The 20,862-nt window shown below is 50.6% G+C and carries 20 protein-coding genes; 7 read left to right on the forward strand and 13 right to left on the reverse strand.

The features are described from left to right. Nucleotides 1–270, reverse strand: a 270-nt coding sequence (locus RJP21_RS29445; protein ID WP_310862364.1) for a DUF6809 family protein, incomplete at its 3' end; no start/stop codon positions are given. Between the two features lie 146 nt (nucleotides 271–416). Here RJP21_RS29445 and RJP21_RS29450 point away from each other — a divergent pair. From RJP21_RS29450 to RJP21_RS29475, 6 genes are all read left to right on the forward strand, one after another. Beyond that, the gene (locus RJP21_RS29450; RefSeq protein ID WP_310862365.1) at nucleotides 417–626 is read left to right on the forward strand and encodes a helix-turn-helix domain-containing protein; all 210 of its coding nucleotides are present in this window, start codon (nucleotides 417–419) and stop codon (nucleotides 624–626) included. Between the two features lie 342 nt (nucleotides 627–968). Then, the gene (locus tag RJP21_RS29455; RefSeq protein ID WP_310862366.1) at nucleotides 969–2,318 is read left to right on the forward strand and encodes an FAD-dependent oxidoreductase; all 1,350 of its coding nucleotides are present in this window, start codon (nucleotides 969–971) and stop codon (nucleotides 2,316–2,318) included. A gap of 423 nt (nucleotides 2,319–2,741) precedes the next feature. Continuing rightward, a complete protein-coding gene (locus RJP21_RS29460) occupies nucleotides 2,742–4,034 on the forward strand; it encodes a citrate transporter (RefSeq protein ID WP_310862367.1) in 1,293 nt (430 codons plus the stop codon). Nucleotides 4,035–4,706: 672 nt separating this feature from the next. Further along, nucleotides 4,707–6,851 carry a hydantoinase/oxoprolinase family protein gene (locus RJP21_RS29465; protein ID WP_310862368.1) on the forward strand — a complete coding sequence of 715 codons (2,145 nt, stop codon included), beginning with the start codon at nucleotides 4,707–4,709 and terminating at the stop codon, nucleotides 6,849–6,851. A 104-nt stretch (nucleotides 6,852–6,955) separates the two neighbouring features. After that, nucleotides 6,956–7,624: a C1 domain-containing protein gene (locus RJP21_RS29470; protein WP_310862369.1), complete on the forward strand. Its 669-nt coding sequence runs from the start codon at nucleotides 6,956–6,958 to the stop codon at nucleotides 7,622–7,624. Nucleotides 7,625–7,730: 106 nt separating this feature from the next. Further along, nucleotides 7,731–8,591, forward strand: coding sequence for a MurR/RpiR family transcriptional regulator (locus tag RJP21_RS29475; protein ID WP_310862370.1), 861 nt, complete (start codon nucleotides 7,731–7,733; stop codon nucleotides 8,589–8,591). A 255-nt stretch (nucleotides 8,592–8,846) separates the two neighbouring features. Here the strand turns inward: RJP21_RS29475 and RJP21_RS29480 are convergent, their stop codons facing one another. From RJP21_RS29480 to RJP21_RS29510, 7 genes are all read right to left on the reverse strand, one after another. Then, a complete protein-coding gene (locus RJP21_RS29480) occupies nucleotides 8,847–9,431 on the reverse strand; it encodes a TetR/AcrR family transcriptional regulator (protein ID WP_310862371.1) in 585 nt (194 codons plus the stop codon). A gap of 4 nt (nucleotides 9,432–9,435) precedes the next feature. Beyond that, nucleotides 9,436–10,185 carry an alpha/beta fold hydrolase gene (locus tag RJP21_RS29485; RefSeq protein ID WP_310862372.1) on the reverse strand — a complete coding sequence of 250 codons (750 nt, stop codon included), beginning with the start codon at nucleotides 10,183–10,185 and terminating at the stop codon, nucleotides 9,436–9,438. Nucleotides 10,186–10,505: 320 nt separating this feature from the next. Then, nucleotides 10,506–11,738 (reverse strand): threonine ammonia-lyase IlvA, encoded by a 1,233-nt coding sequence (gene ilvA / locus RJP21_RS29490; RefSeq protein ID WP_310862404.1) that lies wholly within the window; start codon nucleotides 11,736–11,738, stop codon nucleotides 10,506–10,508. A gap of 289 nt (nucleotides 11,739–12,027) precedes the next feature. Beyond that, on the reverse strand, nucleotides 12,028–12,633 hold the full coding sequence (locus tag RJP21_RS29495; protein ID WP_081992707.1) for an alpha/beta hydrolase: 606 nt from the start codon (nucleotides 12,631–12,633) through the stop codon (nucleotides 12,028–12,030). A gap of 11 nt (nucleotides 12,634–12,644) precedes the next feature. Beyond that, entirely contained in the window at nucleotides 12,645–13,592 is a 948-nt protein-coding gene (locus tag RJP21_RS29500) for a ring-cleaving dioxygenase (RefSeq protein ID WP_397386304.1), read from the reverse strand. Between the two features lie 262 nt (nucleotides 13,593–13,854). After that, nucleotides 13,855–14,688 carry an SDR family NAD(P)-dependent oxidoreductase gene (locus RJP21_RS29505; protein WP_310862374.1) on the reverse strand — a complete coding sequence of 278 codons (834 nt, stop codon included), beginning with the start codon at nucleotides 14,686–14,688 and terminating at the stop codon, nucleotides 13,855–13,857. Nucleotides 14,689–14,900: 212 nt separating this feature from the next. Next, complete coding sequence (locus RJP21_RS29510) at nucleotides 14,901–15,428, reverse strand: YbhB/YbcL family Raf kinase inhibitor-like protein (RefSeq protein WP_310862375.1); 528 nt, start codon at nucleotides 15,426–15,428, stop codon at nucleotides 14,901–14,903. 171 nt (nucleotides 15,429–15,599) lie between these two features. Here RJP21_RS29510 and RJP21_RS29515 point away from each other — a divergent pair, with 171 nt between their 5' ends. After that, complete coding sequence (locus RJP21_RS29515) at nucleotides 15,600–16,265, forward strand: GntR family transcriptional regulator (protein ID WP_160045032.1); 666 nt, start codon at nucleotides 15,600–15,602, stop codon at nucleotides 16,263–16,265. A gap of 247 nt (nucleotides 16,266–16,512) precedes the next feature. Here RJP21_RS29515 and RJP21_RS29520 read toward each other — a convergent pair whose 3' ends face one another. The 5 genes from RJP21_RS29520 to RJP21_RS29540 all read right to left on the reverse strand — a co-directional run bounded on the left by RJP21_RS29520 (nucleotide 16,513) and on the right by RJP21_RS29540 (nucleotide 20,765). Continuing rightward, a complete protein-coding gene (locus tag RJP21_RS29520; protein ID WP_310862376.1) occupies nucleotides 16,513–17,247 on the reverse strand; it encodes an ABC transporter permease in 735 nt (244 codons plus the stop codon). 14 nt (nucleotides 17,248–17,261) lie between these two features. Further along, entirely contained in the window at nucleotides 17,262–17,969 is a 708-nt protein-coding gene (locus RJP21_RS29525; protein ID WP_310862377.1) for an ABC transporter permease, read from the reverse strand. Next, complete coding sequence (locus tag RJP21_RS29530) at nucleotides 17,966–18,886, reverse strand: ABC transporter ATP-binding protein (RefSeq protein ID WP_310862378.1); 921 nt, start codon at nucleotides 18,884–18,886, stop codon at nucleotides 17,966–17,968. Before RJP21_RS29530 ends, RJP21_RS29525 begins: the two co-directional genes overlap by 4 nt. 102 nt (nucleotides 18,887–18,988) lie before the next feature. Further along, the gene (locus RJP21_RS29535) at nucleotides 18,989–20,044 is read right to left on the reverse strand and encodes a sensor histidine kinase (RefSeq protein ID WP_310862379.1); all 1,056 of its coding nucleotides are present in this window, start codon (nucleotides 20,042–20,044) and stop codon (nucleotides 18,989–18,991) included. A gap of 4 nt (nucleotides 20,045–20,048) precedes the next feature. Beyond that, nucleotides 20,049–20,765 carry a response regulator transcription factor gene (locus RJP21_RS29540; protein ID WP_310862405.1) on the reverse strand — a complete coding sequence of 239 codons (717 nt, stop codon included), beginning with the start codon at nucleotides 20,763–20,765 and terminating at the stop codon, nucleotides 20,049–20,051. Between the last annotated feature and the right edge of the window lie 97 nt (nucleotides 20,766–20,862).

Genomic DNA, 20,862 nt, shown 5'->3' on the forward strand with positions numbered 1-20,862 from the left:
CCCCTCCCCACAAAACACCTCCACCATCACCAAAGCCCCCATCCTAAACCCTTGAACAAAAGAAGCACTCGCTAGTATAGAGTTAGACTCCCCATTCAAATCCAGAATTTCCTCAAGGGCTGCAAAATCGCTCTCCGAAAATCTTTGTTTGGCTTCTTCTATCAATTCCGTTAGTTTTCTGTTAATCGATCGATATTTAGGATCTGTGGGGACAATTTGCTCTTCGGGACGCAGGTTGCCGTAGTATATTTCCTCCAAAATACTCTTCATTACGACTCTCCCCTTAGTGGAAATTGGTAATTAGAACATCCCATCCTCGTATCATCCAATACTTTCCACGTAGATTTTATGCGAAAAATGCATAAAATACAATATGCAATTTTCGCATAATTTAAACTTGGCTTAGGTGATGAAGAGTGTATAAGAGAATACGTGATTTGCGAGAGGACAGAGATTTGACGCAGCAAAAATTGGCTGATCATCTAAACATTTCACAAGCAACCTACTCCCGATACGAAAGCGGGGAGTTGGATGTGCCTAGCTCTGTCTTAATTAAATTATCCAAGTTTTATAACGTAAGCATTGATTACATTCTTGGCCAAACGAACGACTCCAAACGACCTTGATAATACATGCTCATAATAATTCATTGGGCCAACCTCTATCTCGATACTAAAAATCATGAATGGTACATACCGTTGATTGTTTACTCGACGATATAATTATGTTATTTGAGCATGTATAACTTAAACGCAAAATAAAGAAGACTTCCGTCCTTGGGAGTCTTCTTTTTTTATGATATTTCCACACCAAGTTCACATAAAAATGTACTATCACACTTCAGCAAATAACTTTCAGCATTTCCGTACATTAAGAAAATTATTTTCTAAAAGCGTTTACAAAGTAATTTTTCTTTGTTAGCCTAAAGGCATCAAAGGATTACATCTTGGAAAAAAGGAGCGAGGAACATGCAGCAGTACGACGTAGTTGTAATGGGTGGGGGCATCTCCGGTACGATGGCGGCCATCGCTGCATCCAAAACCGGCGCGAAAACGCTGATTATCGAGTCCCACGGATTTCTTGGCGGCACGCTTACCGCAAACGGCGTTGGACCCATGATGACCTTCCATGCCGGCGATAAACAGGTCATTCAGGGCTTCACCGGGGAGCTGATCGAGCGGCTAAAGCGGTTGGGCAAATCTCCCGGGCATATTTTTGATACGGTAGGTTTTACATATTCGGTTACCCCTTTTGACGCCGAAGCGATGAAACATGAACTTGAGCTGATGGTCACGGAAGCCGGCGGCGAGATTTTATATCATACGATGCTGGCAGGCGTTACTACGGAAAACGGCCGGATTACGGGCATACGGGTATGCAATAAATCCGGACTTAGTGACATCCACGCTTCTGTTTTCATCGATGCGACGGGAGACGGCGACCTCTCCGCTCTTGCCGGCGTGGAATACACGAAAGGACGCGAATCCGACGGCGCAACGCAGCCGATGACCTTAAAAATGAAAATGTACAATGTCGACATTCCAAAGGTTAAGGAATACATTCACAGCCACCCGGAGGACTTTCCGCTTTATAACGGGGATACCTCCATTATCGAGAAAGCCCCCCGCCTTTCGGTCGGCGGATTCGACAGCCTGTTTCGCAAAGCCAAAGAACGGGGTGAAATTTCCATTCCGCGCGAAAATATTTTGTTCTTCGAAACGAATAACCCCGGCGAGGTCATCCTGAACACCACCCGTATACTCGGTTATGACGCAACCGACGCTCATAGCCTGAGCCAGGCGGAAATGGAAGGCCGCAAGCAGTGCCGCGAGCTTGAGCTTTTTGTCCGTAAATACATTCCAGGATTCGAGAATGCGGTTGTTGAGTCTACCGGGCCAAACATCGGCGTCCGCGGCTCGCGCCAAATCAAGGGCATCTACACGCTGACCGCTGAGGATATTTTAGAGCAGCGCCTGTTCGAAGATACCATCGCCCACTCCGGTTATCCGATCGATATCCACAGTCCGGACGGCGAGGGCACGAAACATCAAAAATTGGAATGGGGCGGCGTATACAGCATACCTTACTCCTGCATGATTACCGGCTCCGTGAATAACCTGATCATCATCGGCCGCTGCATTTCGGCCACCTTCGAAGCGCAGGCAGCGATGAGAACTACACCGACAACGGGCGCCATCGGTCACGGCGGCGGCGTTGCCGCGGCACTCGCGGCATTGGAGGGTAAAAATGTACAGGACATCGACATCAAGAAAGTGCAGACAATTTTAAAAGAGCAAGGAGCTTACCTAGAAGTTTAAAAGTTGTACTAAAGAAAGGGCTCAACATCATAATTAGTTCTTAAAAAGCAAAGGTAGCGGAGGGGACGGAATCGATTCTTACGAAGCTAAAAGCTTTTTGAAAAAAGCTGCTTCGGAAGCATTTGCTGCGGCTGCCTAAAAGCTTTCCGAATGCAAGCTATATAAGTTGAACTAAAGTAAAAGGGATAGGCAAGAGGAGGAAATGATTCTGGAGAAACGGAGTGGTCGCCTAAAAGCTTTCCTACGGAAAGCTAGCATCGGAAGCATATGCTTTGTGAACGGATTTCTACATATTGAAATTTGCTAAATCCAGAAATCCGTGAGCAACAGCGATCGAAAGAACATTTCACCCGGCTGCCTCCTTCCGTTCATAATCATTGGTTCAACTTGTATAAAACACCCATTTCGAGAGGGGAAAATTGGATGACAACGGCAATGTGGTTCCAAGCAATCGGTATTCTTCTCGTTTTTCTGGTGTTTGTCGGACTCATGATGGCGCGCAAGCTGCCGACCATTCTGGCTCTGCCCTGCATGGCGATACTGTTCGCCATTATCGCGGGCGTGCCGCTGCTGTCGAATAATCCGGAGGCGACCACCATCGCCAAAACCATTCTGGCATCCGGCTCCATGAAGTTATCCGGCGCCATCGCCGGCCTTATATTCGGCGCCTGGTTCGGCCAGATTCTGAACAAGGTCGGCATTACCAAATCCATCATCCGCAAGGCGGCCGAGCTGGCCGGCGATAAACCCGTACTTATAGCTATTCTCTTCTTTATTACCGCATCCATCATTTTTTCGGCGGCAGGCGGACTTGGCATGGTGATCCTGGTCGGTACGATCGTCATTCCGATCATGCTGACGGCAGGCATTTCCCAATTCGTCGCTTCGATCGTCGTCCTGCTGGCCGTCGGGGTCGGCTCCCTCTTCAACGTTTCCAACTGGGCCGTTTATGTCGACGTGCTGGGCCTTTCCGTCGATAAAATCGCCAACTACACCATGGTCGTCGCCCTCCCTCTTTTCGTTATTTCGCTCATCATGATCGTATTTTACATCCAAAAAGACGGCAAAGGCCGCAAAGCATGGGCAATGCCGGCCGCAACGCCAGGCGACAACAAAAAAGTGCCAGCAATTGCGCTGATCAGTCCGCTGGTGCCGGTGCTTCTCGTCTTCATTTTCAAAATTGACATCGTTCCGGCCGTTATTATCGGCGCAATCGTCACCATTTTGCTCACCTGGCCCAAACGTCCGATCCATATTCTCTCCAGCGCGCTGGTGGAAGGGATTCAGGACGTCGCCGGCGCCATGGGGCTTATGATCGGCATCGGCATCCTGTTGAGCTCCGTCATGTCGCCGCAGGTATCGGCTGTCATCTCGCCGCTGATCAAGTCCGTGCTGCCGGGCAACCCGCTGACGTACATTCTGTTCTTCACGATTTTGTCGCCGCTTGCGATCTACCGTGGACCGCTGAACGTATGGGGGCTTGGCAGCGGCATCGCCGCCCTGTTCGTTTCCGCTGGCATGACGCCAGTGGCCGCGATGCTCGCCTTGCGCGCCGTCAGCAACGTGCAGTCCGTATCCGACCCTACCAACTCGCATAACGTGTGGGTGGCCGATTTTACGAAAAGCGATATCAACGAGATTTTGAAAAAGACGCTGCCATGGACGATGGCCTCTGTCCTCATCTCAGTAGTTATTGGAGCATTCTTGGTATTTTAACCGTCTGTGTCAAAACAAAGAACCAGTAAACCTGTGAACGCAGTTGTAAAAGAAAAAAGAAAAACAGCTTATATAAGTTGAACCCAGAAAGAAATAAGGAATAGGCAATAGGGTTCAATCTTCTAAAGAAGATCGTTTTAGAAATTGAACCTGGAACAAATATTCTGAAGAAGCTGAAAGCTTTTTGAAAAAAAGCTACTCCGGAAGCTTAGCTGCGATCGCCTAAAAGCTTTCCTACAGAAAGCTATATAAGTTGAACTAAAGATAATGAAAAGGAACAGGCAAGAGGGTTCAATATTCTACAGAAGATGCATTTAGAATATTGAACCTAGGGGAAATGATTCTGGAGAAGCTGAAAGCTTTTTGAAAAAAAGCTACTTCGGAAGCGTATACTGCGTTCGCCTTTGTGAGCGGATTTCTACCATAGATTAGGTTCAAATCATAGAAATCCGGGAGCAACAGCGATCGTAAGAACATTTCACCCGGCTGCCTCCTTTCCATTCATAATCATTGGTTCAACTTTTATAGCATCGTAAGCATATGCTTTTTGAGCGGATTTTTACATGAATTAGATTCAACTTATTTAGATCACACCGGGCACAAGGGCCCTGCGAAAAGCTTAGGGAAAGCTCCGGCAGAAGGTTCTTTGCCCGTCATCCGGAGGAGGACATAATGGGGAGAACAAAAGTAAGGGTTGGCATTGACGTTGGCGGTACGTTTACCGACGCGGCTCTCATCGACAATGAAACATTCGAAGTCATCGAAAAAATGAAAATCCCGACCACGCACCATGACCCGGACGGGGTGGCGAAAGGGATCGTGCAAATTTTGAATCGCATTCTGAGCAGCAAAGGCATCGATCCCGAAGACGTTACCTTCATCGCACACGGAACGACGCAAGCAACCAATGCCCTGCTGGAGGGAGACGTCGCCCGTGTCGGCATCATCGGCATGGGTTCGGGTCTTGACGGACTCAGCGCCCGCTCCGAATCCAATCCGGGAGATATCGAGCTGGCGCCGGGCAAATATTTGCGGACGTTTCATACGTATCTGGACTCCAAAAACATGACGGATGAGCAAATCAATACCGCCATTGATGAACTGGCCGCGCAAGGAGCCGAGGTGATCGTCGCTTCCGAAGCCTACAGCGTGGACGATCCGGCCAATGAGCTGCGCGTCGTAGAGCTTGCGAACCGCAAAGGCCTGTACGCCACGGGCGGACATGAGATCAGCCAGCTGTACGGCCTGAAGACGCGGACGCGCACCGCCGTGATCAACGCCTCGCTCATCCCGAAGATGATGGAGACCGCGAACATGACGGAAAAGTCCGTCAAAAACGCCAACATAAAGTCGCAGCTGATGATTATGCGATGCGACGGCGGCGTCATGAGCATCGACGAGGTGCGCAAGCGCCCGATCCTGACGATGTTGTCCGGATTGGCTGCCGGTGTAGCGGGCGCGCTGATGTACGAAAAAATTTCCGACGGCATTTTCTTTGAGGTCGGCGGGACCAGCGTCGACATCTCCGTCATCAAAAACGGCAAGGTCATGATCAAAAACGCCGAGGTCGGCGGCCACCGCACCTACCTACAATCCCTGGATGTACGGACGCTTGGCATTGCCGGCGGCAGCATGATCAAGGTAGCCGGTGGACGAATTACGGATGTCGGACCGCGCAGCGCGCATATTGCCGGCAAAGAATATGAGGCTTTCGCAGCTGCAGAAAACATCGTCGATCCGAAAGTGAAATTCATCAGCCCGCGTGAAGGGGACCCTGCCGAATACGTCATCTGCGAATGCGCCGGAGGCAAGGAATATTCGTATACGCTGGCCGGAGCGGCCAATATTTTGAATTACGTTCCCGAGGGCGATTATGCCAGAGGAAATACCGAAGCCGCGCTGAAAGCCTGGCAGGCGCTGGCGGAATACGTCGGTGTCACCGTGGAAGAAGCCGCCAGACAGGTGATGAACATCGCCATCGATAAAACGATGAAAACCGTTAACGAGATGATCGAAGACTATGAGCTGGACCGCAGCTTCGTTACGCTGGTGGGCGGCGGCGGCAGCGGCGCGGTGCTTGTCCCGGCGATGGCAGAGCGCGAAGGATTCAAATTCCAAATCGCCAACAATGCGCCCTATGTTTCAACGATCGGCGTGGCGCTTGCTATGGTCAAGGAACAGCTGGAGCGGACCGTCGTCAATCCGACCGATGAGGATATCAAACGCATCCGCGCCGATATCATCGAACGGATCGTTCAATCCGGCGCTTCCGAGGATACCGTTGAAGTGACGATCGAAATCGACAGCCAGAAAAATATTCTCCGCGCCATCGCCACCGGCTCCACCGAGCTGCGTTCCAAGGATTTGGCCCAGGAAGCGATATCCGAGGAAGACATGCGGGCGATTGCCGCCGGTTCCATCGACAGTCCGGTGGAAACGACCGTACTTGCCGCACAAACCGGTCGTTGGCATCTGTTTGCCAGCGAAAGCGTAAAGAAGTCGTTGTTCGGACTGCTGAAGAAAAAATCCAATGCCGTCAGCGTTTTGGACCGCGAAGGCGTTGTCCGCTTCAAGAAAAACAATGTCCATTTTACGAAGCTGAATAAATCCGCGCAGGAAGCGCTAAGCTCGTTTTTGGACGACAATACCATTTATTCCGACGCCAATGCCACGATTCCGAAGGTGTTTGTCTTTTACAAGGAAAAAATGCTGGATTTAACCGGCATGCAGACTAAAGAGCAGCTTTTGTCCATCCTGGAGATCGAAACCGAAATGCTTGCGCCGCAGGATGAAATGCTGGTTGTGGCTTATCAGTAAAACAATAGCTTTGCGTGTGGATTCGGGTGCATGATCGATTCAGGGATCCCGAATTACATCTAACGTGGGGAAAATCTTCTAAGTTAGCAAGGAGGTCGCCGCGAATGCCGGTTCAAACCCTTTTGCCCGACTGCTTGTCCGGTCTGTCCGATGAAGTTTTAGGCTGCATGGAGCTGAGGCAGGATCCGCTTTTTCACAAAATACCGCCTGCAAAAATCCCCTACTATGTCCATGAGTCCCTTCAGGCCGGACGCCTGGCGGCGTCAGCGTATAAAGGCCTCGGCATTCGGGACATGTACAGGGACGCCGGCCTTCGGTATGAAATCACGGAAGCTTCCGGGACATTTCATAACGTCTCTTTTCGCGCGCAGATCGATTTTGCCAAAACGCCGCCGGAGATTATGTTGTACGCCTCTTCCCTGAAAGGCATGCAAACGGTATGCCAAGAGCTTCTTGGCGAACAGTGCATTACCGGCAAAAACGAGCTGGATCTTCTGGTCGATATTCATTTGGCTCATGAGTTCTACCATTGGCTGGAGTACCGGGATCAGGTGTTTACGAATGAAAAACTCGACAGTATCGAGGTTTTTAAGCTGGGGCCGTTTACGAAAAAATCAAGCGTGGTGCAGTGCTGCGAGATCGCCGCGCATGCGTTTTGCAAGGATTTGCTTGCGCTCCCCTGCCTGCCCAATTTGCTGGACTATGCCTATTTGATCCGGGAGCGGCAGCTTCCGGCGGATGAGTTCATGCGGCAGATCGAAGCTTGTAAATAATGGATATGACGCTCTCTCCATACCTCACGCAGTATGATATAATGGGAAAAGTTATCGTCAGCCCCGCCGGATTAGTTTTTCCCGCGTTAGATCAGGAGGAGGTATCATGTCTTCACAGATTCCGGCCGTCATCGCCAAAATCGTGTCCCAAACCCAAAAACTCACCTTCGGCGAAAACCAGATCGCCAATTTCGTTATACACAATCCGGATTTTATTACGCGCAACACGATTACGGCCATTGCCAATGAAATCGGCGTATCGGAAACGAGCATCAACCGCTTCTGCAAAAAAATCGGCTACAAGGGCTTTAACGATTTCAAGATCGCTTTTGCCCAGGACGCTTTTTATCGGGATATGCAAGCCAAGAAAAAAGAAAGACGGGAAATCAACCCGATCGATGCGCTGGCGCTCGATTATAACGAACTGATCGTCAATACGTCCGCGCTCGTTACCGAGGAGCAGCTTCGCCGCGTGGTGGATATGTTGAAGGGAGCACGGCGCATTTATATTATCGGCATGTTCGATTCGTATCTGGCCGCCATCGCCCTGAAGAACCGCTTGTCCATCATCGGCATGATGGCCGAGGCGGTTAATGACAGCCGTGCCATGAAGATCGCTGCCGCCCAGTGCGGCCAAGAAGATGCCGTTGTGGCTTTCTCCCGCTCCGGTTCGACGAAAGAAATTGTGGAGACGGTAGCGATCGCGCAGGTCCATCAGGTCAAAACGATTGCCATCACCTGTTATGATTCGTCGCCGATTACGGAACATGCGGATGAGAAAATTATCGTGCCGGATAAAATATCAGTGAATAACAGTGCGCTCCTGTCGAATCACATCACGTTCCTGTTTGTCGTCGATTTGATCATGAGCATCTTTATCTCGTCGGACAAGTCTTATTTGAAAAAGAAACTCGACAGCGAAGCCGTGTTGGCCAGCGATCAGTCGATGACGAATTATTATTTATAACGAATCAATTTCATAATACCGTTAGCAGCTTTAATCAGGGCGATATATAGATCAAAACGGTTTTATTTGTCTATATATCGTTTCGTTATCGCATGTTTAACCCATTATGAAATGGATTCATAACACGAAAAATATTAAAAAACGCCTGCGTGATTCCCCCGAAAGAGGGACCGCTGTTCGCAGCGGTTTATCGGGTACACGATGGCGTTTTTCTTTTTTTATCCCGGAAGCTTTCTTCCCTTGTTCAAACCTGCTTCATCCGCAAAATTCTTGAATAATCTGTGCCTTTATCTCTTCGATCGGAAACTGCTCAGGATACGTTGAAATCATCAACATACTGCCTTGAAGCGTGGATGAAAAATACAATGAGCGTTTTCTAGCCTCTTTGACCCCAAGCTTTTCAAACATCTCGCATTGCAAATTGAACTGTCTGGCGCTTTCTTCGATCAGCATTTTGCTGTATTTCACCAACACTTCGTCAGATTCAGGCTGGGTCTGCAAATGAAGATAAAACCGGAATACTTCCGGTTTGTCCCGGACATTATCGATGGCGCCTTCAACGATATACTTTAGCTGCTCGGCCGGCGTCTTTTTTGAGGCTGCTGCTTCCATCACCTCCACCAATTCGCCGATTCTCGCCTCGACCATGGTCGCGAGCAATTCTTCTTTCCCTTTGAAGTAGTTGTATAAAAGGCCTTTGGATATATCCGCATGTTTGGCTACCTCGTCAATGGATGTCGCATGGTACCCTTGCTTCATGAACAACTCCATGGCGGACATGAGAATTTTCTCTTTGGAAATCTGACGAATGCGTTCATTTTCTTCCGGTGTGCGCGGCATATGTTCACTCTCCCAAAAAACGGATGATATGGCGGCATAGCTCATCAGGGTGGGTTAGCGTAACCATATGATCTGCGCCGGGAACCGTGACCAAACGGAAATCGGGGATTTCCCGGTAACACTCTGCCATCCGAACGTTATCGGGCAGTTCTTCATCGCCAATCAAAAGCATGGTTCTGGGTACCAACTCCCCTAGCCTTTCAATGGCGGGCGGTTCCGGCCAAATCGATTCAAAGCTGCCCCATTCCGAAGTTTTCTTTAAATGATGGCGGAACATATCAAGCATCAATTCCCAATGCTCGCTGGACTTAATGATGCGGTACGACGGAGCGTCAAAGGAACGCTCGATCACCTTGTCGATATCAGGGAAGGCTTCATTGATCCATTGCATCCAATCCTGAAATTCTTGGGACAGGTTAAAACCTGATAATGAGGGACCGACAAGAACCAACTCCGAAACCCGGTCCGGGCACTCAAGCGCAAAATCCGCGGCGATCCTGCCCCCCATCGAATGGCCGACAAGCGCAGCCTTTTCAAACCCCAGATGATCAAGCAGGGCCAGCAGGTCTGCAACATAGTTCGCCGGTTCCAAGGGCGATGGAGACTTCCCTGCGCCGCGGCCGTCAAAAGCGACCACTTTATAATGTTGTGCAAGCAAAGGCGCGACATACGTCCAATCCCGTAAATCCGCACCGCCGCTATGAAGGAGCACGACAGGTTTTCCGCTTCCGCTAACCTCATAATACAAGTCCATATTAATTCCTCCATCATCACATTGAATTTGGAATACAACTCCATTTTATTATTGGGTGACTGTTCGGTCAATATAAAAATTGAAGTTTTTATCGAGATTCCGGTCCGTTGCACAAGAACAGCATCTATCGAACTGCTTCCATAGAAGGCTGACTGCGATACTGGCGGCATTTTTGCTTGCTATAGCGGACTCCGAAACTTACATTCTGACCTAAATTTTCATCCATCAGTGGTGCCGCGAAGCGGCATGGAGGTCTTATATCTAAAAAAGAAACGCCCTTCCGTGAAGGAAGAACGTTTTCTGTAAAGCACTCCATGCGATCAGATCAAAATATTATACAGGTTCGAGTCCTTGTTCAGCTCGGTATACTGCAGCCCTTTGCGGTTCATGCGCTCGATCAGCGGCAAGTAATCCTCTTTGCTGTTCAGCTCGATGCCGACGAGGGCCGGGCCGTTTTCTTTGTTATGTTTTTTCGTATATTCGAAGTTGGTGATGTCGTCGCCGGGACCGAGCACGTCCTCGAGGAATTCGCGAAGCGCGCCGGAACGCTGCGGGAAATTGATCATAAAGTAATGTTTGATGCCTTCGTACATCAAGGAACGTTCTTTGATTTCCTGCATCCGGTCGATGTCGTTGTTGCCGCCGCTGATGATGCAGACGACGTTTTTGCCTTGGATCTGCTCGCTGTACAGATCGAGTGCCGCGACCGGCAGGGCGCCCGCCGGCTCAACGACGATCGCGTTTTCGTTGTACAGGTCGAGGATGGTCGTGCAGGCTTTGCCTTCAGGCACCTTCACGATGTCGTCGAGATTGCTTGCACATATGGCGTACGGCATGTCCCCCACTCGTTTGACCGCAGCGCCGTCGACGAATTTGTCGATCTCCTGCAGCGTCACGACCTCATGGCGCCGCAGCGCTTCGCTCATCGACGCCGCGCCCGACGGCTCGACGCCGATCACTTTCGTGGCCGGGCTTACCGTTTTGATGTACGTGCTTACGCCTGCCGCCAAACCGCCGCCGCCGATCGTCACGAACACGTAATCCGCCGGGACGTCCATGCTTTCCATGATTTCCATCGCGATCGTGCCGTTGCCCGCAATGATTTTCGGAGCGTCAAACGGATGGATAAACGTCATGCCCTGCTCCTCGCAAGCTTTCATCGCCTGTTCGAATGCGTCGTCGAACGTGTCGCCGGTCAGGACGACCTCGACGTTACTGCCGCCGAAACGCTTGACCTGCTTCACCTTCTGGTTCGGCGTCGTGCTTGGCATATAAATTTTGCCCTGGATGCCAAGGGCATTGCAGGAAAAAGCCACGCCTTGGGCATGGTTGCCCGCGCTTGCGCACACGATGCCTCTGGCCCGTTCCTCATCCGATAAATTACGGATCATGTTGTAGGCGCCGCGGATTTTAAAGGACCGCACCACCTGCAAATCTTCCCTTTTCAAATACACGTTGCATTTGTATTTTGCCGACAATACCGCGTCGAGCTGCAGCGGCGTGCGGACGATCACCTCGCGCAGGACGTGATGCGCGCGCACGATATCCTCCATCGAAACCGAATGGCCGATCGATTCCGTTGTTTGTGCTGCCGTATGGGCTCCGCTGCCGGTCGTTTCTTGAACATGTTCCTTCATTTTGTTCCCCTCACTCCATCAGCCCGCCTTTTTTTATCGTTTCCGGGCTTTGATTCTCGCCTTAAAAGTTTATTACTCAGTACCGTACCTTTTTTGCTGCCATTTTTCAAGAGGAATTTAGGAAAAATCGGTTCGGAGACGCGGATCGCCCGAATGCAAAAAACCTCCCGTCCCATGTCGGGACAGGAGGTTCCCCCTTTATTGATTAGAAACGGTTATCCAGCCAGTCGGAGGCGGCGTACAGCTCTCTTTTGCTCAGCTGATGGCCCTGGTTGTCCCAATGCACTTGAACCTCGGCTCCCGCCCCGGCCAGCAGCGACTGCAGCTCTTCCGTTTCGGATACGGAGCAGAGCGGGTCGTTTTTGCCTGCGCCGATAAAGACCGGAACCCCGGTCAGATCCGGCAGCTGCTTGCCGCGCAGCGGCACCATCGGATGGAGCAGCACCGCTCCCCACAGCGCATGTTCGTAATGGAACAGCAGGCTGGCGGCGATGTTGGCGCCGTTCGAGAAGCCGACGGCAATCATGCGCTCGCGCTGCAGGCCGTATTCCTTCGCCGCTTCATCAAGAAAATCGTTCAGCTCTTTCGTGCGGAACACCAAATCCTCTTCGTCGAACACGCCTTCCGCCAATCGGCGGAAGAAGCGCGGCATGCCGTTTTCGAGCACGTTGCCGCGCACGCCCAGCACGGAGGATTCCGGCGACAGCATCTCGGCCAGCGGCAGCAGATCATGCTCGTTGCCCCCGGTGCCATGCAAAAGGACAAGCACCGGCGCGGCCGGATCGGAACCTTGTTTAAAAACATGCTTCATGCTTAGATTGCTCATTGAAATTCCCCCTTCACTTCACGTACTTCAATCTTGGTCAATATTTGTTCGATCAATTCGCGCTGCGGCTCATACCATTCCGGCAGCATCAAATGCGTGCCCAGTTCCTCGAAAGTTTCGTCGCGGGCAAAGCCCGGAGGATCGGTCGCGATTTCGAACAAAATACCTCCCGGTTCACGGAAGTATATCGCATTAAAATACTGGCGGTCAATGACCGGCGTCGGCTGGAAGCCGATTTCCGCCAGCAGCGCGCGCCATTGCTCGTGTTCTTCATAGTCTTTGGCCCGCCATGCGATGTGATGCACCGTGCCTGCGCCGGGATCGCCCCACTGGGCATTTTCGGCGTTGACGTCGATGATGTTGCCGATGTCCCCGAATCCTTTAAAGCGAACCAGGCCGTTTTCTTCGGCGACACGTTCGAGCCCAAGCACCCTTTCCAGCACGAGCATCGTATTTTTCGAAGAGATGCTGCTGAGCATCGCTCCGCCAAATCCTTTAATCGCGTGCTCCGCCGGAATGCCGTTAAAGGACCAGCGGCTTGGCGTTCCTTCCTCGCGTTCCACGAGCTCGATTTGCAATCCCGATGGATCGAAGAAACGCAGGTAGCTCTCCCCGAACCGGTTCGTCGTTTCATGACGGATGCCAAAGGAATCGAGGCGTTTCGTCCAAAAGTCCATGCTGCCGGCCGGAATGGCATATACCGTAATGCTTACTTGCCCGCCGCCGATGACGCCCGTTCTCGCGTTATCCTGCGGAAAAAACGTGATGATCGTTCCGGGGCTGCCGTTTTCGTTGCCAAAATATAAATGATATACTTCCGGCGCGTCAAAGTTAATCGTCTTTTTGACCAGTCTCAATCCGAGTACGCCGGCGTGAAAATCGACGTTTTGCTGCGCGTTATTGACGAATGCCGTAATATGGTGAATACCTGCCGTTTTTAGCATGGTCATGATGCCTCCTTTTTATAAAATCTTTAACTTAAGATTATTAATTATATAATATGTGATTTGAAGATAAATAGCAAGTGGTTTGATTTAGCGGGCCTGCCAACAATAAGTGAAAACCCTACGCGAAGTGAATCGTTGCTCACGAATAATAAAGTAAAAGACCGGAACTCCTTGCTCATCAAGGAATCCCGGTCTTTCGATTCTCCAAAACATTCGTATATCGTTCAAAGTCCGCAGCGCCACTTGTTCCACTGGGCTATCATTGCAGCTGCCTTGTTTGATCCAAGCCGGTCAAGCGCGCGCTGAGCTCCCACAGCCTGCGGCGAAATTGGCCGTCATAGGCTTGCTTGTCGGCAGTTGCTTCCCTTTTTCGATCGAAGTATTTCCCCGTGACTCCTTCGAGTTCGGTCGAAACAGCCAAATGGACGACCGCATCTGCTCCGGTATGAACGCTGCCTAGCGGAGTAACGCCGCTTTCGCGCACCATTTTCGTATCGAGGTAAGTTCCGGGATGCAAGCAGTTGCTGGTGATCCCCGTCCTCCGGAAAGTTTCGGCCAACTCGAACGTGAACGCTACGAGGGCCAGCTTGCTTTGCTGATAGGCCGCTAACGGCGAATAACCTCTTTCCAGCATTAAGTCGGATAACTCGATCCGTTTCTGACTTGCGGACGCAACATTTACGACCCGCGCCGAATTTTCTTTCAACATGGGCAGCAGCAAACCGGTCAGCAGAAACGGGGCCAAATAATTGACGGAAAGCATAAGCTCATATCCGTCCCGACTTAAGGCGCGCTCTCCTGATCCACCGGTACCCGCGTTGTTGATCAGCGCATCGAGACCTGCATACTCGGCCTGTACCTCCCCTGCGAACCGCTGCACTTCCGCAAGCGACGAAAAGTCCGCCTTATGAAAACGAATGTTATCGTTTCCCGTTAACCGGACGATCTGCTCTACCGCAGCCCTTCCCCGCTCGTCATTTCTCCCGTGCACGATAACGGTCGCTCCCCGCGACGCCAAATCGATCGCGGTCTGTTTGCCGATGCCGTCCGTCGCTCCCGTAACAAGAATCGTTTGTTCATGGATCGGCTTCATGATGCTCCCGCCTTCTTAATGGCAATTTTGTTTTTGATTTTGCTCCCACAGCCGCAAATGATCGTATGCTTCAAATTTTTAATCGGTTGGCGGCATACGGGACATACAATTCGATGACGAACCGTTTTGCTTCACCTCTCCTTCCTTATATGACGATGCTTCGGTTGAAGCATCAGGCGTTCCTATCCTTTTGCAGCTTGCGAACACTCGGGTTACTTCATTTCACCTGTTGCCATGAGAACGGCTCTTCCCAGCGTATGGCCCAGCATGGTGAATCCCAGGAGAGCCGGCGTGGCGCTTGGGTCAACGCCGATCTTCTCGACATCCAGCGCATGAACGACAAAATAATACCGATGAGGACCGTGTCCCGCTGGAGGCGCCGCACCGATAAACCGTTCAAGCCGCAAATCGTTCGGCAGTTGCAAAGCGCCTTCCGGCAAGCCGCTGCCATGTTCGTCGCCTGCGCCGGCCGGCAGTTCGCTGACGCCGGCAGGGATGTTGATGACCGCCCAGTGCCACAGGCCCGATCCGGTCGGGGCATCCGGGTCATACGCGGTGACGGCGAAGCTCTTCGTGCCTTCGGGCGCACCCGACCATTTCAAATGAGGCGAAAGATCTTTGCCCCCCTCCACTCCAGACGCGTATTGCTGGAGAGGCAAGGGAAAGCCCTCTACAATATCGTTACTCGTTACCTGAAAGGCCGCGACTTCCGGCAATTTGGCAAATGGGTTGTTGTTCACTGTAAACTCCTCCTTTTTTGTACGATTCGATTATATATCCAAGAATCGATTCTGTAAACATAAATATTTTTGTTATTGTATTTTCGAATTTCAGCTTGTTTTTTTATAAGTTTCAGTGTAAATTATTTAAACGTGGATTATCCCGATGTTATAAAGGATGGTGTCGGCTTCATGGCGAAAAGAAACGGTTCGTCCACTTTAAGTGAAAATGTTACAAAGAAACTGAGGCATGATATTTTGGCCGGGCAATATGAACCAGGCTCTCCATTAACCGTTTCGGAACTAGCCAAAAGTTTTGATGTCTCGGTTGCCGTCGTTCGGGAAGCACTGACCCGGTTAGCAACCCAAGGCCTCGTTTTGCAAAACCCGAATCACGGCTTTTCCGTGAAAACGGCGTCGGAAGAAGAATTGAAAAGCATCATAGAGGCGCGGTTGATCAATGAATCCGCAGCATTACGCCTGTCCATCGCCCATGGCGATCTCACATGGGAATCCAATGTCATCGCCCTTCACCACAAATTATCGCAAACGGCCGAATACGAGGAAGTGGATCAAAAGCTTGCCATTCGCGAAGAGTGGTCCGATATCCACCGTCAATTTCATTACCAGCTTATCGCTGCATGCCCCAATGCGCTTCTCCTGGATATCTGCAGACGCCTTTGGGATTTGAGCGAATTTTATCGACATTGGTCGTTCCAACAGCAGCCAACCCGCGATGGCCGCGCCGAACATAAAGCATTAACCGATGCCGTTCTTAGCCGCGACAGCGATCGTGCCGTCGACATCTTTAGAACGCACATCCAACTCACTGCGGACAACCTGCTTGACAATCTATAACAGACGATGCCTTCAAAGCGCCGCCTTTACCGAAATCCGTTGTAGATAAGTGGCAATTTAAAAAGGCAAAATAAAACACCTTCAAGAACATGCAACCATCTCGTAAGGTATGGAAGCATCTTTGAAGGTGTTTTTTTCGCGGCAGCAAGAGTAAGCTGCCTGGTGGAAAAAACGATGAATGCGAAAAGGCATTACCATGAGCATGCCCCGAAAGGTTACGCCCGCTGATAATGCCACAATCGATCATTTATAACCAGTCTCTTTTTTCAAAAAAGCGCTGGCCGATAAGCAAATAAGCCGCTCCCGTAACCAACGTAATCGCCCACAAGCTATAAGGTTCGACCCTTGGGGCATAGATGGCCGCCTGCGGCATCATCACATAGTAGGGAATCGTAAACGGAAGCCAAGCCCCGATCGAGGAATGAAAACCGGTCAGCACGATGTTCGGAACGACATAACCTACGGACAACGCGAGGGAAGCCCCGAAATTACGCACTTTAATGGAAACGATCAGCTGCAGGGCGGCGAGCGGCAGAATGCCGATCCATCCCCCCAGCCCGGTATACAGCAACGTTCCCCAAGGAATGCCTCCCGGAGCACCCGCCAGCTTGCCTGCGGCAAGGTACCCCAACATGAATACAACCTGCACCAGCGCCAGAATCCCGATTAATACCAAGTATTTGGCATAGAAAATGTTATGCCGCGGACCGGGAGATCCGAGCACGATCTTCCAGCCCCCGTCCCGGTGCTCGTACATACACAATAATGAAGCCAGAATCCCGCAATAAAGAGGATAGAAAAACATCGAATGAAGATTCACGCTGTGGATATAAAGGGTCGTCCAGCTCGGCGCAAAAAATTCCTTCAAACTTTGGAGCTGCTCCACGCCCATGGCTGCATTGATCAGCGTATCCAGCAAAGCCAGCAAAAAAACGATTTTCCATTGGATTTTCATCGCTTCGGCACGCAAAAGCATTTTCATGTCTTCTGTTCCTCCTATTCAAACTCTCTTCTGGCGAACATGAAAGCTCCCAGGATGGACAACAATAATCCCACGCCAAGCGATATCCAAATCCACTGTACATGACCGGGAATAAGCGGACTGGATAAAGCGGGATATGACCAAGGAAGAAGATGAATGATGGAAGAACTGCTTCGAGCCAAAAACAGGCTGGAAATGGAACCGAATATTCCTATAGCCAGCGGCAACGCCTGGTTGGAAAACACGGTGGAAAACCACAGCTGGATCGCCATCATCGGCAGGGAAGACAAGCAGACGAAAAGCGGCTGTAAGATCAAGATTGTCCACGGCAGCGGTTCGCTCGTATATAAAAACCAAATGATGCACATACCAACGACCGTAATCGCTACAGTGCACAGCTGCAAAATGAAAATCCACAGCAATTTCGTCAGATAAATCGATCCTTTGGGGATCGGCATGGCCAGCAGCTGCTTCCAAGCCTTCGTTTCGTGCTCCGTACCTGCCATAATGCTGGCAAGAAGCGTAATGCCCAATAAAAAAACAAACGAGATAAACATATACATGACGGCAAAACCTGCATAGACTCCCCCGGGTCCTTGACGAAAATAGAGATACCACTCCAGCGCCGTCATGCTGATCAAAATGATGCCCTGCAAAAAAGGGATCAAGCGGCATAATCTCTTCAGTTTGAGGCCCTCGGCACGTATAAGCTCCAGATTCATAAGCTTTGCTCCTGCCCGGTCAATTCAAGGAAAATTTCCTCAAGGGTCTTCTTCTTCTCCGTTACCCGGTAGACATCATGCTGCTGCTCAACAAGATATCGAATCATTTCAGCCGATTCCCGCCGGTCGGTCACGGAGGTTCTAAGCTGGCCTGTCGCTGCATCCGGCTCCGCATCCCATCCGTTGCCGCTTAAGGCGACAGCCGCTTCCATAGGCTGGTCGATTTCCATCCATACATAAGGCCTGCTCCGTTCGGTTAATTCCTGAAGCGGCCCTTGGAAGATCAATTCTCCATGGTTAATAATCCCTACATAGGTTGCCACTTGCTCAATTTCACTTAAAAGGTGGCTGGAGAGCAAAACCGTGATGTCAAAGTCACGGGGCAGCCGCGAAATCAGCTCGCGTATTTCTTGTATGCCGGATGGGTCCAAGCCGTTTGTCGGCTCGTCCAGAATCAGCAGCTTGGGCTCCGTAATCAGCGCCATCGCAATACCGAGCCGCTGCTTCATGCCAAGCGAATACCCCTTCACCGGGCGATGGGCGGCCTGCTCCAGCCGGACCCATTGCAAAACCTCGTTGATTCGGGATTCCGGAATCCCGTGCATCAGCGTTACGATTTTCAAATTTTTATAACCTGAAAGATGGGCATAGTAAGACGGAGATTCGACGAGCGAACCTACATCTTTTAATATCTCCATTCGGTTCTTGTTCAGATCTTTACCCAAAATGCGGATATCTCCGGACGAAGCGCGGATCAAGCCAAGGAGCATCCGGATCGTCGTTGTTTTCCCGGCTCCGTTCGGCCCCAAAAATCCATAGATTTCCCGCTTCGGAACCTTCAGATCAATCCGCTTCACCGTCTCCCGTTGTCCAAACCTTCGCGTTAGCTGATGGGTGTCTATTGCATAATCCGTCATCGCTTATTCCTCCCTGCTTGCATCTTAACGAACATCTCAAGTGTAGCAATGCAGGGTAAATAACAGGTAAACAAGGAATAAACGGCAGCATAATTCATCGGCCTAATTCGGCAATGTGATCTCAACCCGGGTGCCCCCGCCGTCGGCCTTCGTGATGTTCATCCTTCCGGAATGCGCTTCGACAAAAGCTCTGGCTATCCCGATTCCTTTGCCGGAATGAACCATCCCCTCCATCAACACGTCTTCGTCGATCCCGACTCCGTTGTCCTCGATCACAATAAACCCGCTGTTATCCTGAACTGCAAATTCGCATGTAACCCGGGTTCCGGGAGGATTATGGATTACGGCGTTCATCAGTACGTTTTGAACGGCTCTCCCGAGCAGCTTGCTGTCAAAATCCATCCTATACACGCTTTCCGAAGCCGTAAAAGTAAACAGGGTATGCTCTGCCAAAGGGTGGTTAGCGATATCAATGACCACATCGCGCAGAAAATTCACCACATCTTCCCTTTTACGGTCCATGGGAAATTGCTCTACCGGCCAGCGGTTCGTATGATTCAAATCCTGGATCAGCCTTTTGATGTCGGCCGTCTTGTCGCTGATCTGCCTGCTGAAGTTCGACTTTTCTTCATCGGTCCAATGATATTCGGCTGCGGTTAGCATATGGGCGTAACCCTCAATATAGGACAGCGGCGTTTTCAGGTCGTGACTGATGGACGAAATCCATTCCTGCTTTTTGGCTTCCATGTTCAGCCGCTCCGTTTCGCTGTGATGCAGCTGCTCCGATAACTGGCTCATCTCTTCGAACAATTCTTTATATAAAGCATAAGGATAACGATAGTTTTTTTCCTGTACGGGATTCTTGGATTGCGTCCGAACATGTTCTTCGGGCTGATGGTAGTTCCCATCATATAAACGATTGATCCAACGAATTAAATAGATCAGGGGTTTGCCAACGCTCCAGCCGCAAGCCAAGATGAATAAGACGATTTGAATGAGCCCGATTGAAAACAGTAATGTTCTAGTAGATATGAACTGCAGCGGAGTCATGACTTCCCGAAGATATATAAGGACAATCGAAAGTATAATAAAGCAAGCAACGGAAGCCGCCACCAACATGAGGATGAACTGAATAAACCGAATCGCCATTTTGATCATGACTTCATTCCTGCCCCTTCCTCGGGGCTACCATTTTGTAGCCAAGCCCCCTGACGTTCACAAGAAAGCGGGGATGGCCCGGGTCGGGTTCAATCTTTTTCCGCAGCCGGGAGATATGGATTACAACGGTCTTCTCATCTCCGAAATAAGGTTCGTTCCAAACCGCTTCGTATAAGTGGCGCGTGCTGAAAATACGGTTCGGATGACGGCATAAAAATACGAGCAGTTCCCATTCGCGCGCCGGACATTCCACCCGCTTCCCGTCCACGATGAGCTCCCCGGCTTCAGGCTCAACCCGGAAATAGTTATAATCCAGTGTTCCTGACTGGGCCGCTGCCGCCTTTTCCTCCCGCATCTTGTATTTCAAGCGGGCTTTAATGCGGGCAACAACCTCCAATGGATTAAAAGGTTTGGTGATATAATCGTCTCCGCCGATGCCAAATCCCATCAGCTTGTCCAAATCGGTGTCCCTGGCGGTCAAAAAAAGAATCGGCGCTTCGGTCATTTTGCGCATTTTCCGGCACACTTCGAAGCCGTCTTCATCCGGGAGCATCACATCCAGCACGATGACATCCACCGTGAGCACGGCCAACATTTGAAGCGCTTCGCTTCCGGTTCCCGCGCTGCGGATCTGCCGAAAGCCTTCCTTCTTTAACACGGCGGTCAGCATGTCGCACAACCCCTGCTCATCGTCCACCAGCAATATGGAAATTTGATCGATAAAGTTTTTCTCCATCATTCTTTGATTCCTTTTAGTTCGACATCGTATTTAGCCGATGCCCAAAATGGTCGGATTGCGCATCGGCATATATGTATTA

Origin of the sequence: Paenibacillus sp. VCA1, assembly GCF_031583795.1 — a bacterium.
Lineage (GTDB): Bacteria > Bacillota > Bacilli > Paenibacillales > Paenibacillaceae > Paenibacillus_AQ > Paenibacillus_AQ albilobatus.

Coding starts and splice junctions, on each gene's coding strand:
- RJP21_RS29455 (WP_310862366.1), top strand. CDS start 969: ATGCAGCAGTACGACGTAGTTGTAATGGGTGGGGGCATCTCCGGTACG.
- RJP21_RS29460 (WP_310862367.1), top strand. CDS start 2,742: ATGACAACGGCAATGTGGTTCCAAGCAATCGGTATTCTTCTCGTTTTT.
- RJP21_RS29465 (WP_310862368.1), top strand. CDS start 4,707: ATGGGGAGAACAAAAGTAAGGGTTGGCATTGACGTTGGCGGTACGTTT.
- RJP21_RS29470 (WP_310862369.1), top strand. CDS start 6,956: ATGCCGGTTCAAACCCTTTTGCCCGACTGCTTGTCCGGTCTGTCCGAT.
- RJP21_RS29475 (WP_310862370.1), top strand. CDS start 7,731: ATGTCTTCACAGATTCCGGCCGTCATCGCCAAAATCGTGTCCCAAACC.
- RJP21_RS29480 (WP_310862371.1), bottom strand. CDS start 9,431: ATGCCGCGCACACCGGAAGAAAATGAACGCATTCGTCAGATTTCCAAA.
- RJP21_RS29485 (WP_310862372.1), bottom strand. CDS start 10,185: ATGGACTTGTATTATGAGGTTAGCGGAAGCGGAAAACCTGTCGTGCTC.
- ilvA (WP_310862404.1), bottom strand. CDS start 11,738: ATGGAGGATATCGTGCGCGCGCATCACGTCCTGCGCGAGGTGATCGTC.
- RJP21_RS29495 (WP_081992707.1), bottom strand. CDS start 12,633: ATGAAGCATGTTTTTAAACAAGGTTCCGATCCGGCCGCGCCGGTGCTT.
- RJP21_RS29500 (WP_397386304.1), bottom strand. CDS start 13,592: ATGCTAAAAACGGCAGGTATTCACCATATTACGGCATTCGTCAATAAC.
- RJP21_RS29505 (WP_310862374.1), bottom strand. CDS start 14,688: ATGAAGCCGATCCATGAACAAACGATTCTTGTTACGGGAGCGACGGAC.
- RJP21_RS29515 (WP_160045032.1), top strand. CDS start 15,600: ATGGCGAAAAGAAACGGTTCGTCCACTTTAAGTGAAAATGTTACAAAG.
- RJP21_RS29520 (WP_310862376.1), bottom strand. CDS start 17,247: ATGAAAATGCTTTTGCGTGCCGAAGCGATGAAAATCCAATGGAAAATC.
- RJP21_RS29525 (WP_310862377.1), bottom strand. CDS start 17,969: ATGAATCTGGAGCTTATACGTGCCGAGGGCCTCAAACTGAAGAGATTA.
- RJP21_RS29530 (WP_310862378.1), bottom strand. CDS start 18,886: ATGACGGATTATGCAATAGACACCCATCAGCTAACGCGAAGGTTTGGA.
- RJP21_RS29535 (WP_310862379.1), bottom strand. CDS start 20,044: ATGATCAAAATGGCGATTCGGTTTATTCAGTTCATCCTCATGTTGGTG.